The sequence below is a fragment of the Shewanella zhuhaiensis genome (genome assembly GCF_022484835.1).
In the GTDB taxonomy this organism is placed as follows: Bacteria; Pseudomonadota; Gammaproteobacteria; order Enterobacterales; family Shewanellaceae; genus Shewanella; species Shewanella khirikhana.
In genome coordinates this window covers 400,705-413,674 of sequence record NZ_JAKUDL010000004.1, presented here as the reverse complement: position 1 = coordinate 413,674, position 12,970 = coordinate 400,705, and the positions used below count along the sequence as shown (strand labels likewise).

Sequence of the window (12,970 nt, the reverse complement as noted above, 5' to 3'; positions counted from 1 at the left end):
ATTCAATCAGGCAATTGCCTGAGCTGCACTCTTAGTCCGGCGCGTCATTCCGGGTTAGTGCAATATCCAACAACAACTCCCAATCCCGCCGTTCGAGGGCGATAAAAAATTCACTGTCGGGCTCAAGCAACCTGAACAGGGAGTAATGAATTATAGGGTAGCTGCCTGTGTCCATATGTTGTTTTACATTCGACAGCGCCACACCACCGGCAAGAAAATGACCGCCCCCCAGCACATTGATGGCCCCTTCTCTTCTCAGGGCCAGCACCTCGGCTGAGGTGTTGATGGTGGCAATCCGTATTTTTTTCCCCGGCGCCAACCGCTTCTCTTTCATGGCACGGATAACACCAAATGCCATATGGTCATTCGCCGTCCAAATGGCATCGAGCCCCGGATAGCGTTGCAACAGCACTTGCGCCTGTTGGTAGGCCTTGTTTTCCTGCCATTGGCCATACACGGTTTGTTCGGTGCTGACTTCGGCCATCGACTGCAATGCGGCCAATGCGCCCTCGGTACGCTCCACCGATGCCGGTGTCGATTTATCGCCCGATACCAGCACAACTTGAATATCTTTGCCACCAAGACCCTGCACCAGCGCCCCGGCGGTTTCAAAGCCAATGGTACGATTATCCGGCACTACCGGCGGCAGCAAATACTTATGCCAATGCGGGTCTTGCAGCAGGGTTTGGCGTTCGACGGGGCTGATGTCATTCAGCACGAACTGGACAAAAACAGGCTTATGATAAAAGGCATCCAGCATTCTGAGGCCAGATTGCTTTTCGTTGACCAGAAAGACGTAGGGAGGCAGATCTGGCCGCTGGGCCACTTCGTTGGCCTGGCGGATCATATCGAAATGGTTGCGGTTGCTGTGGAGCGTTTCCACTTCCATGTCAAAGCGAATGGCAGCGGCCACCAGCAAGCTGTCTACGTCGCCCCAAAAGCTTTCATCGCTGCTTCCTGGATTCAGAAACAGCACATCGGTTTTGGCTTGTGTCAGGGACGAAAGCAACAGCATCCCCAAAAAGAACATCAGCCTCATGAGCACACCCTAATTCCCCAAGAGCCAGGTATCCTTGCTGGTCGAGCGTCTTCCTTGCACAAAAAATCAGTTGATTTAACCATAAATCGCACATTTCGTAACACAATGCAATGTAGCATTTAGTACTCCCGTACAAACAAAGTGGTTTCATCTGTGTCAATTCGGTTGCAATTCAGCTGCTAAACTTACGCCATCAAAGGATAAAAAGGACTTGTCCAATGGCCATTGCCTGTGTCGCCACCCGTGCGAGCCTGGGGGTGGAAGCCCCAGCAGTTACCGTCGAGGTTCATCTGGCCAACGGCCTGCCTGCGTTTAATCTGGTTGGCCTGCCCGAGGCCTCGGTCAAAGAAGCCCGCGAGCGGGTGCGCAGCGCCCTGGTCAATGCCGGGTTTGAATTCCCGATGCGCCGCATCACGGTCAATCTGGCACCAGCCGACTTACCCAAACAGGGTGGTCGTTATGACCTGCCCATTGCCATCGGTATTCTGGCAGCCTCGGGGCAAATCCCACTCGCCAGCCTGAAAAACCGTGAGTTCGTCGGCGAACTGGCGCTGTCGGGCGAAGTACGCTTCTGCTCCGGACTGCTGCCTGTGATTGTAGCCGCCCGCCGGGACGGTCGCGAACTCATACTGCCGCTCGCCAACCGCGCCGATGCCGAACTGGTCGATTATCCCGCCATTCGTCTGTGCAGCCAGTTGGTCCATCTGGTGGCCTTCCTCCACGGTCAGCAGCCCTTGCCGGGGCTGGAGCAAGGCGCCGAGTGGTTCGATGAAGCGCCCGGCGCCATGACTTGCCTTAGCGATGTAATTGGTCAGTATCAGGCCAAGCAGGCGCTGGAGATAGCCGCCGCGGGCGCTCATAACCTCTTGATGCTTGGCTTGCCTGGCTGCGGCAAAACCATGCTTGCCAGCCGGATCATGGGCTTACTGCCACCGCTCGATTATGACGAAGCGCTTGAGGTAGCAGCGCTGCATTCGGTCGCCGGGCTCAATATCAAGCCCAGTGAATTTCATCGTCGCCCCTTTCGCTCGCCGCACCACACCTGCTCGGCCATCTCCCTGGTTGGCGGTGGCAGCGTGCCCAAGCCAGGAGAGATCTCCCTCGCCCACCGGGGCGTGTTGTTTCTCGACGAGCTGCCCGAATTCCCACGCAAGGTGCTCGACTGCCTGCGTGAGCCGATGGAAACCGGCGAAGTGGTGATCTCCCGCGCCGCCGCCAAACTCACCTTTGCCAGCCGCTTTCAGCTGATTGCCGCCATGAACCCGAGCCCCTGTGGCAGTGCCGGCCCAGGCAGCCGCTCAAGCCCTGAACAAATCAGTCGCTATCTGGCACGGCTTTCAGGCCCCTTCCTGGACCGCTTCGATTTGTCCATCGAAGTGCCGCCACTGCCGCCGGGCACCCTCACCCAAAACGCCCCTGCCGCCGAAACCACAGACACCATAGCCCGCCGGGTGACTGCCGCCCGCGCACGCCAGTTGGCGCGGGCTGGCAAGCTCAACAGCGAACTCACGGGAAAAGAGCTGAAACAGGCTGGATTTACTCAGCAGGATCTTGAATTTCTTGAGCAAAGTGTTAACCGGCTTGGATTATCAGTGCGCAGCTTTCACCGCCTGCAGCGGGTAGCCCGCACCATTGCCGATCTGGAATCCAGCCCCAATGTGGAGCGCAAACATCTGGCACAGGCACTTGGGTATCGCGCCATGGACAGGCAGCTCTCCAACCTGTCGCAGCAGCTCGGCCGTTAATGCCCAATTGGGCAAAGTTGCTTATCTTGCCAGAGGCTTCCCTGTGCTCCCATCGCCCCTAAAGGTGATTTTTCGGGAATAGATTCTTTGGATTCGATGTATACAATATTTAATATCTTTGATACCTTGCGGCGAAATATTGCCCCACAGAAGGGCAAACCCGGAAGGATATCCCATGCCCAACCCTTACAAACTCAAGGTCTTATTGCCCGCGCTGCTGATGCTCGCAGGGCTGCCCGGCAGCGCCCAGATTGCCCATGGCGCAAGCTCACAACCAGAGCTGTCATTCACCGATCGCGAATGGCGCGATCATCAGGTATTCGCCATCAACAAGCTGCCGCCCCACGCCAGTACGTTTCCCTTTGAAAACAGTGAAATGGCACTGAGTGGCGACGAGCGTCAATCGGCCAACTATCTGGATCTCAATGGTCTGTGGCGCTTTCATTTCACCCGCTCCCCCAAGGGCAGACCGGCAGGGTTCGCCCAAAGCGAATATGACGACAGCGGCTGGGACAGCATCCCGGTACCGTCGAACTGGGAGGTGCTGGGTTACGATCACCCGATTTACCTCGATGAGCGTTATCCCTTCGATACAAAGTGGCCGGACGCGCCCACCGACTACAATCCGGTGGGCTCTTATCGTAAACAGTTTGAGCTGCCCGAGGCCTGGCAGGGCAAGCGGGTGGTGCTGCATGTGGGCGCCGCCAAGTCGGCCATGTATGTCTGGCTCAATGGCAAAGAAGTGGGCTACAGCCAGGGCGCCAAGACCCCGGCCGAGTTCGATATCACGCCTTTTGTCACTGAAGGTCGCAACCTGCTGGCGCTGCAGATTCTGCGTTGGTCCGATGCCTCTTACCTGGAGAGTCAGGACATGCTGCGCATTTCCGGCATCGAAAGAGACGTGTACCTTTACGCCACCGAGCCGCAGTTTATTGCCGATGTGGACGCCCGCCCCAGCCTCAATGCCGCGCTGAGCGAAGGGAGCTTAAACCTTAAGGTTTCGCTGCAAAATGCAGCGCAGGGCAAAAACCTGCGCCTTGGCTATCGACTGCTGGATAGCGAGATGAACGAGGTGGCCAAAGGTGAGCAGTCACTCACACTGCAAGGCCAGCAAGAGCTGATTTTCAATGCAGGCATCGCCAACCCAAGACTCTGGAGCGCCGAGCAGCCAAACCTCTACACCCTGCTGCTGAGCCTCAAGGATGAGCGCGGCCAGAGCCTCGAGGTCAACCGCATCGAGCTGGGTTTCCGGCGCATCGAAATCAACCAAAGCCAGCTTTTAGTGAACGGCAAGGCCATCCGTATCCGCGGCGTCGACCGGCACGAGACAGACCCACGCACCGGCCATGTGGTCAGCCGCGAGCGCATGCTGCAGGACATCCGATTGATGAAAGAGAACAACATCAACGCGGTGCGAAGCTCCCACTACCCTAATGACCCCTACTGGCTCAAACTGACCGATAAGTACGGCCTCTATGTTATCGATGAAGCCAATATCGAGAGCCACCCGCTGGCCATCGATGAAAAGACCCAGATAGGCGACACCCCAAGCTGGATCCCCGCGCACCTTGAGCGCACCCGCCGCATGTTCGAGCGCGATAAAAACCATCCTTCGGTGATTATCTGGAGCCTGGGTAACGAAGCAGGCACAGGCCGGGTATTCAAAGAGACCTACCGCTGGCTCAAGGAGCGCGATGGCAGCCGCCCGGTGCAATATGAACCGGCGGAGCTGGACGACTACACGAATATTTTCGCCCCCATGTATCCGTCCATTGAGCGGCTGGAGAAGTTTGCCAGTGCCAAGCCCGACCGGCCGGGGATCATGATTGAATACGCCCACGCCATGGGTAACTCGGTGGGCAACCTGCAGGACTATTGGGATGTTATCGACAAGTACCCGTCGCTGCAGGGCGGCTTTATCTGGGACTGGGTGGATCAATCGCTGCAATACACAGCCGTCGATGGCCACAAGTACTGGGCCTACGGCAAAGACTTCCATCCGGAGCTGCCAAGCGACGGCAACTTCCTCAACAATGGACTGGTCAACCCCGATCGGGTGCCCCACCCTCACTTAAGCGAAGTGAAAAAGGTCTATCAGCCGGTGCGCTTCCATCGAGGTGAAGATGGTCAGCTTGAGGTGGAAAACCGCTACGACTTCAATGACCTGTCTCATTTAGGCTTTTTCTATCGCCTCAGCGCCAATGGCGAGACGGTGGCGAGCGGCGCTATTGCTGCCAAAGCCAACCCCAAAGCCGGGCAAAAAGCGAGCCTTACCCTACCAACGCTGCCCAAAATGGACGATAAACGTGAGTACCTGCTGACACTGGAGGCCAGAACCCTCGCCTCTGACGGGCTTGTTCAGGCCAATCACCTGCTGGCCTGGGATCAGTTTGCACTCACATCGAAGCGCCCCCTGCCAACCATGGCTGCGGCATCGTCCACAGGCGAGCTTAAGGTCCGCGAAACGGCCGGGGTGATTATCATCACAAGCCCCGTCGCCCGCTTCGAGTTTAACCCCAAGCGCGGCGAACTCAGCGGCTGGCACTATCGCGGCCGGGCGCTTATCGAGTCGGCCCCCGTGGCCAACTTCTACCACGCCCCCACCGACAACGACCTTGGCAACGGCATGCACGAGTGGGCCGCGCCCTGGCATCAGGCCTGGCAGGGCTTTAGCCTCACAAGATTCAAGCTGACCGAAGAAAATGGCAAGGTCAGCATCCACAGCAGCTTCCACTCGGCAAGCCTTAATGCGGACTATGAGCAGCACTGGCTGCTCTACGCCGATGGTCGCCTGTCGCTGCAAAACCGCTTTATTCCACCGGCAAATAGTGAACAGCTGCCCAAGCTGCCCCGTTTTGGTATGCAGTGGCGCATGGCAGATGGCTTCGACACCCTGGCCTGGTACGGCCGTGGCCCCGGCGAAAGCTATGCCGATCGCAAGTCCGGCGCCGCCATCGGCCGTTATATCGGCCCCATAGCCGAGCAGTTCGAGCGCTACGCCCGGCCGCAGGAAACCGGCAATAAAACCGATGTGCGCTGGATGGCCATTTCCGGCAAGGCGCTTGGCGTGCTCGCGCTGCCCACCGACGGTGAGCTTTTGAGTGGCAGCGCCTGGCCATTCAAGGCATCAGAACTCGATTTTGTGGTGGCAGGCGATGGCAAATCGGCCTCGGGGCTGGTGCCCTCCACCAGCCGCCACGGCGCCGATATTCGTCTTAGCCCCGGCGTCACCTGGAACATCGACCACAAACAGATGGGCGTAGGCGGCGATACCTCCTGGGGCCGCCATGTACACGACCAATACAGCCTGCCGCCAAAAGCTTATCAGTACGGCTTTATGCTGGTGCCCTTTGACCCCACACTCACCCGCCCCGCCGAGTTGTATCTGGGCGACACCCTGAACGCATCCAATGCAGATAAGGTAAAACAATGAATATCAACCTGTTGCAACTTGGCATCTTTATCGGCCTCACGGCACTGGTGGCGCTGTTCACCTACATTAAATGTCGCAATGTACCGCGGGATCCGTCCGACAGCCGCGACTATTTCCTCGCCGGTGGCTCCCTGAGCTGGGTCTTTGTGGCGGGCTCTATCATGCTCACCAATATCAGCGCCGAGCAGATTGTCGGCATGAATGGCGCCCAAACCTTGCTGGTGGCCTGGTGGGAAATCGCCGCGGCGCTGGGGCTGCTTATTCTGGCCCACTGGCTTATTCCCATGTACTACCGCTATCGCTGCACCACCACCACAGAGCTTTTGGAGCACCGCTTTCGCGACCCACACATTCGCGCCATGGTGAGCGTGCTCTTTATGTTCGGCTACATGTTTATCCTGCTGCCCGTGGTGCTCTACACCGGCGCCCTGTTTATGCAGTCGATGTTCCATGTGAACTTTTTCGGCGACACCCAGATGCTGAGCGCTGCCGCGGAAGGCATGAGCTGCGTCGCTGCCGACGATAGCTTTGCCTGTATTCCGCAAAGCAGCCAGCGACTGACCACTTTGGTGATAGCGGCGCTGTTTGCGGTGGTGGGCTCTCTCTATGCCATTTTCGGCGGCCTGCGCGCCATCGCCATCTCAGACACCTTCAACGGCATTGGCCTGCTGGTAATGGGTACCCTGGTGTCTTTGCTGGCCATGGAAACCATCGGATGGAACTTCGAGGGCATTCCCGCCGAACGCCTGACGCTGATTGGCAGCGACCAGTCGGACATCCCCTGGCACACCCTGTTTACCGGCATGATTTTTATCCAGATTTTTTACTGGGGAACCAATATGGTGATCACCCAGCGGGCATTGGCTGCCAAGAACGTGCGCGAAGCGCAAAAAGGCCTGTACGCCGCCGTTGCCATGAAGCTGCTTATTCCGCTGATTGTGGTGCTGCCGGGCATGGCCGCCTACAAGCTTTATGGCGACATTGGCGATAAGGCCTACGGGGTGATAGTGGCCGAGGTGCTGCCGCCCTGGCTCTCCGGTGCCTTTGCCGCCGTGATGGCAGGCGCAGTGCTCAGCACCTTTAACTCCTGCCTCAATTCCGCCTCGGCGCTCTACACCCTGGATGTGCACCAGAAGTATTTCAATGCCAAGGTATGCGTAAAGGCCATGGGCCAGCGGGTGGCACTGATTTTTGCGGTGGTGTCTGTGCTGCTGGTGCCCATCTACCAGAACGCCGACAGCATTATCGCGCTGCTGCAAAAGCTTAACGGCCTCTACAGCATGCCGGTGATGGCGGCCTTTTTGGTGGCCATGCTGTTTGATAACGTCCGCGGTCTGGCGGTGCGCATCGGCCTGGTCAGCGGCGTTATCACCTATGCCGTCTTTACCTTCATCTGGAGCCCGCTGCATTACATCCACCTGATGTTTATCACCCTGGTGGTGGCCGTGGCCGTAACCCTTATCGTTAACCGCTTACTGCCCGGCGATACCGCCCTGGCGGAAGCGGCCTGATTGGCAATCATGATGGAGTCATCTATGCAGTTTGATCCCAGCGAGCATCCCCACAGGCGTTACAACCCTCTTACCGATGAGTGGGTGCTGGTGTCGCCCCACAGGGCCAAACGCCCCTGGCAGGGGCAGCAGGAGCCAAACGAAGAAACGGCGCTGCCAAGCCACGACCCAAACTGCTACCTGTGCCCGGGCAACAGGCGCATCACTGGGGAGCAGAACCCGGATTATCAGGGCCCCTTTGTCTTCACCAACGACTTTGCCGCCTTGAGTCCTGACTGCCCGGCGCCTGCGCCATCGGACGATCCGCTGCTGCGGCAATCCTCGGCGCGGGGTACCAGCCGGGTGATTTGCTTCTCGCCGGATCACAGCAAGACCCTGGCGCACATGGACGACATCGAGCTTGGCGCCGTTATTGCCTGTTGGCAGACGCAGCTGACCGAGCTTGGCTGCCAATATCAGTGGGTGCAGATTTTCGAGAACAAAGGCGCCGTGATGGGCTGTTCCAACCCACATCCACACGGGCAAATCTGGGCTCAGGACACACTGCCAACCCTGGCGGCCAAAAAAGATGAAATGCAGCGCCGCTATTTTGAAACCCATGGCCGGGCATTGCTGCTGGATTACGCCGAGCGCGAACTGGCCGAAGAAAGCCGCCTGCTTTACGCCAACGAGCACTGGCTGGCGCTGGTGCCCTATTGGGCCGCCTGGCCATTCGAGACCATGCTGCTGCCACGCCAGGCTTGCACTCAGCTGCATTTATTGTCAGGCGAAGCATCGACTGCGTTGGCCGAAATCCTTGGCAAACTGACCCGCGCCTACGACAAACTCTTTGGCTGCCGTTTTCCCTATTCCATGGGCTGGCACGGGGCGCCTTTCAACGCTGAAGACAACAGCCACTGGCAGCTGCACGCGGTGTTCTTGCCGCCGCTGCTGCGCTCGGCCAATGTGCGTAAGTTTATGGTGGGATATGAGATGCTGGCCGAACCCCAGCGGGATCTCACCCCGGAGCAGGCCGCCGCACGCCTGCGCGAATTGATGGAATAATCCAATGCAGCCTATTCGTAACTTGTTTGAGCAGCACTTTGGCACCAGCCCTCAATGGCTGGGCCGCGCCCCCGGACGGGTGAATCTGATTGGCGAGCACACCGACTATAACGACGGTTTTGTATTGCCCTGCGCCATCGACTTTTTCACCGAGGTGGCGATCAGATGCATCGACGGCACCGAGGTACGGGTGTTTGCCGCCAATGAAGCCGAGCACAGCGACGACCGCTTCGAGCTTGATGCCATCACAGCCGATGTTAACGTGCAGTGGCGCAACTATGTGCGCGGCATGGTGTTGATGCTAGGCCGCGCCGCGGCGCATCAGGGCAGGCGTCTTGGCGGCATGGAGATAGCCATCCACGGCAATGTGCCCCAGGGCGGCGGCCTCAGTAGCTCGGCGGCGCTGGAGCTGGCGCTTGGCTGCGCCATCAATGCCGCCTTCAGTCTGGGGCTATCACCGACTGAACTGGCCAAGCTCGGTCAGGCCTGCGAGAACCAATTTGTTGGCTGCAACTGCGGCATCATGGATCAGCTCATCAGCGCCAGTGCCAACTCGCAGCATTTAAGCCTGATTGATTGTCGCAACCTCGAGACCCGCTCAGTGCCGCTGCCGACCGGCTACAAGCTGCTCATCATTAACTCCAATGTGCGCAGGGGTCTGGTGGATGGCGAGTACAACTTAAGGCGCGCCCAGTGCGAGACCGCCGCCAGCCACTATGGCGTCAGGGCGCTCAGAGACTTGTCACTCGAGCAGCTTTTTGCCGATGCCGATGGACTGGATGCCACAGCCTTTCGCCGCGCCCGCCATGTGGTGAGCGAAAACCTTCGCACCCTAGCCTGCGCCGAGGCCTTGAATCAGCAGGATATGCAAAGGGTGTTTAAGCTGATGAGCGAGAGCCACGCCTCAATGCGGGACGACTTTGAGATAACTGTGCCGGCCATAGACGCGCTGGTGGAGATAGTCAGCGATGCACTCAAGGGCCAGGGCGGCGTGCGTATGACAGGTGGCGGCTTTGGCGGCTGCGTGGTGGCACTGCTGCCGGACGCGCTGCTTGAGCCTGTTAAAGCTTGTGTATCAAAGGCCTACCCGGAACAGACCGGACTTGTACCTGTGTTTATCGAAACCGGCGCTGCGACGGGAGCACAGGCGCAGCCAATCATCTGACAGCTATCGGCTAATCGAGCTTATTGCGGCTAATCGCCAGAGCTCCGCGGGAGCAGAGTTGCTACCGCACGCCTGCAAACTCAATGCCCCAAATAACGCTCGGACAGCGCAGCCAGAGTGCCATCCTGCTTCATACTGTCGAGTGCGGCCACCATACGCGCCATGGGGGAGCCTGGCACCAAACGCTCGGCTTGATTGCTGCGGCTGATAGGGACATCTGGGTTGAAATCCGGATTGGGCTCAAGCACCAGCAGCGCCGAACGTCTTGAGATACCCAGGGTCGCCCATTCCACCTGGCTCGATAATTCCTTGTGCAAACGAATATCGCTGGCCCCGCTCTGCAACAGGGCGTACGCCAGCGGTTCGGCCTCGTAAATGTAGGCATCGGCCCTGTGTTTTTGCAGCATGTGAATGGCTTTTTGCAGGTCCATCTCGGCCACTTCCAAATGAGTCACCCTGGCTGCGCCAAAGCCGAGCTTGGTCAAATAGTCGGGGTTCCCAAGCCCATGCAGCAACGTCAGGCCGTCGAAATCTGCCACGCTGGCAAGCCGTTGAATCTCTGGCGTGGAGATGGCGTAATAGGCGACCCGCAGGCCATTGGGGGCAAAAAAGCTGTAGGCGTTGCGTTTGGCGCTAAAGGTAAACTGCGGGTAGAAATCGACCTCACCTTCCTTGAGGGCGTTTATCACCCTCACCTTGGGCATACGCACAATTCGCAATGTCAGCCCGGCGCGGCGGGCAGCTTCCCGATACATGTCTTCGAACAGACCACTATTGTCTGGCGCCTTGGCGATAAAGGGCAGCTTTTCAGTGGTGCGGTAAGCCATGGTCACAACAGGCTCGGCGGCATGTAGCATCAACGGCGACAACATCATTGATATCAAAAGCAAAATATGGGTTGGCAGGCGCATCGACACTATTCCAGAGCATAACTGAAATGAGTGTTGATCAAGTTGGCGCCAATTGCCACGCCAAAGCCTGACGCAGCCACAAAAATCATTCGACTGGTAGTGCCAGCCGCAGCGGGCGGGCGTCAAGATTGAGCAATGCGTCATTCACAGTTAACATAGGCCTCCACAAATTTCTGGAGGTATGAATGCGCGCGCTGCTGTCGCTTATCCGAGGCTCACTGGCTTTTCTGGGGTACACCTTTAACACCCTGTTTTGGTTTGTCCCTATCCTGCTGCTTGGTCTGGTTAAGCTGCTGCCCATTCCTGCCCTGCGTAAGCTGATGTCCTATCTGGTGGATGGCTGTGCCTCCAACTGGATTTCGGTGAACAGCTTTATCCAAAATGTGCTGCACCCGGTGCGTATCGATGTGCAGGGCAACGCCGAGCTGAGCCGCGATGAGTGGTATATGGTGATAGCCAACCACCAGAGCTGGGTCGATATTCTGGTGTTGCAAAGGGTATTCAACCGCAAAATCCCCTTCCTGAAGTTCTTCCTGAAGCAAGAGCTCTTGTATGTGCCGGTACTGGGTCTGGCCTGGTGGGCGCTGGATTTCCCCTTTATGCGCCGCTATTCCACCGCCGAGCTGAAGAAGAATCCCAAGCTCAAGGGTAAAGATATTGAAATCACCCGCCGCGCCTGCGCCAAGTTTAAAGACAAGCCGGTGAGCGTGATGAACTTTGTTGAGGGCACCCGTTTCCAGGCTGCCAAACACAAAAAGCAGAACTCACCTTTCCAGCATCTGCTGCGCCCCAAGGCCGGCGGCATGGCCTTTGCCCTCTCCGCCATGGGCGAGCAAATCCACAAGCTGGTGGACGTCGCGATTTATTACCCCGGCAAGGTCCCCAGCTTCTGGGACTTTATCTCCGGCAAGGTGGATGAAATCCGCGTGCACGTGACTGTGGCGGATATCGCCACCGAGATGCGCGGCGACTACATCAACAACCGCGAGTTCAAGCAGGACTTCCAGGAACAGCTCAACCAGATCTGGGTCCGCAAAGACGGCATCCTGGCACAGCTTTCCGGTGAAGAAGAGATAAAAACTGAGGTTTCTGAACAACATGCTTAACTTTTTGCCGGGGCCGCTGCTGTTTTTCATAAGCGGTAGCTTGCTCATTATCAATACCGCCATTTGCGGTTCCCTGGTGTGTATCGGTGGCCTGTTCAAGCTGCTGACCCCCTTCAAGGCGGGTCGTGTCCGGGTGACCATGCTGATGAACCGCTTTATGTGGCTGTGGGCTACCCTCAACGGCGCTATTTTGCAGCTGATTGCCAAAATCGAATGGGATGTAAAAGGTCTCGATGGGCTGGATAAAAACGGCTGGTATCTGGTGATCAGTAACCATTTGAGCGGCTTCGATATTGCCGCCCAAACCTATATTCTTCGCAACCACATTCCCATGCTCAAGTTCTTCCTCAAAAAAGAACTGATTTATGTGCCCATTATGGGTCTGGGCTGCTGGGCGCTGGATATGCCCTTTATGAACCGCACCAGCCCAGAGAAGCTTAAAAAGAACCCAAAGCTCAAGGGCAAGGATCTGGAAACCACCCGCAAGGCGTGTGAAAAATTCCGCGATCTGCCAACCTCCATCATCAACTATGTGGAAGGCAGCCGCTTCACCGAAGAAAAGCGCGACCGGCAGAACTCCCCTTATCGCTATCTGCTGCGCCCCAAGGCAGGCGGTATCGCATTCGCCCTTTCCGCCATGGGTGAGCAGTTCAGCCACCTGCTGAACATGACTGTGGTGTATCCCGATGCGCCCAAAGACATTCTTGCCGGGGTGATGCAGGGCAAGGTGAGCAAAATCGTTGTCAGAGTTGAAGCACTGCCGGTGCCCGAAGTGGATGACAAGCAGTACTTCAGCAATGCCGAGTACCGCGCCCAGTTCCAGCGCTGGCTCAATGAGATCTGGCTGCAAAAGGATGAACAAATCCATGAGCTGCTGGCCGAGCACAAAGCCAGCACCAGCAGCTACCGTGAACTGGCAGAGCGTGGCCACTGAATTCACTTTGCGCTCAGAGCTAAATGCTCAGCACTAAAAGCTCAGTGCGAAAATAGCCACGCCAGGACGCGATTCAGGACGG

General features: G+C 57.6%; 9 protein-coding genes. 7 read left to right on the top strand and 2 right to left on the bottom strand.

The window, feature by feature from the left end; translation table 11 throughout:
• Positions 1-31: 31 nt before the first annotated feature.
• Positions 32-1,039 (bottom strand): ABC transporter substrate-binding protein, encoded by a 1,008-nt coding sequence (locus MJ923_RS13850; RefSeq protein WP_240591605.1) that lies wholly within the window; start codon positions 1,037-1,039, stop codon positions 32-34.
• A gap of 218 nt (positions 1,040-1,257) precedes the next feature.
• Between MJ923_RS13850 and MJ923_RS13845 the strand changes: the two genes are divergently transcribed.
• From MJ923_RS13845 to galK, 5 genes are all read left to right on the top strand, one after another.
• Positions 1,258-2,784: a YifB family Mg chelatase-like AAA ATPase gene (locus MJ923_RS13845; protein ID WP_240591604.1), complete on the top strand. Its 1,527-nt coding sequence runs from the start codon at positions 1,258-1,260 to the stop codon at positions 2,782-2,784.
• A 175-nt stretch (positions 2,785-2,959) separates the two neighbouring features.
• Positions 2,960-6,217, top strand: coding sequence for a beta-galactosidase, LacZ type (lacZ, locus tag MJ923_RS13840; protein ID WP_240591603.1), 3,258 nt, complete (start codon positions 2,960-2,962; stop codon positions 6,215-6,217).
• Positions 6,214-7,728 (top strand): SLC5 family protein, encoded by a 1,515-nt coding sequence (locus MJ923_RS13835; RefSeq protein ID WP_240591602.1) that lies wholly within the window; start codon positions 6,214-6,216, stop codon positions 7,726-7,728. The genes lacZ and MJ923_RS13835 overlap by 4 nt, the downstream gene beginning before the upstream one ends.
• A gap of 24 nt (positions 7,729-7,752) precedes the next feature.
• On the top strand, positions 7,753-8,772 hold the full coding sequence (locus tag MJ923_RS13830; protein WP_240591601.1) for a UDP-glucose--hexose-1-phosphate uridylyltransferase: 1,020 nt from the start codon (positions 7,753-7,755) through the stop codon (positions 8,770-8,772).
• Positions 8,773-8,776: 4 nt separating this feature from the next.
• Positions 8,777-9,937, top strand: coding sequence for a galactokinase (galK, locus tag MJ923_RS13825; RefSeq protein ID WP_240591600.1), 1,161 nt, complete (start codon positions 8,777-8,779; stop codon positions 9,935-9,937).
• A gap of 80 nt (positions 9,938-10,017) precedes the next feature.
• Here galK and MJ923_RS13820 read toward each other — a convergent pair whose 3' ends face one another.
• A complete protein-coding gene (locus tag MJ923_RS13820) occupies positions 10,018-10,848 on the bottom strand; it encodes a substrate-binding periplasmic protein (protein ID WP_240591599.1) in 831 nt (276 codons plus the stop codon).
• A 185-nt stretch (positions 10,849-11,033) separates the two neighbouring features.
• On the opposite strand from MJ923_RS13820, the gene MJ923_RS13815 reads away from it, so the two are divergent.
• Both MJ923_RS13815 and MJ923_RS13810 read left to right on the top strand, forming a co-directional pair.
• Positions 11,034-11,954 carry an acyltransferase gene (locus MJ923_RS13815; RefSeq protein ID WP_126168470.1) on the top strand — a complete coding sequence of 307 codons (921 nt, stop codon included), beginning with the start codon at positions 11,034-11,036 and terminating at the stop codon, positions 11,952-11,954.
• Positions 11,947-12,888: an acyltransferase gene (locus MJ923_RS13810; protein WP_240591598.1), complete on the top strand. Its 942-nt coding sequence runs from the start codon at positions 11,947-11,949 to the stop codon at positions 12,886-12,888. Before MJ923_RS13815 ends, MJ923_RS13810 begins: the two co-directional genes overlap by 8 nt.
• The last annotated feature ends 82 nt before the right edge of the window (positions 12,889-12,970 follow it).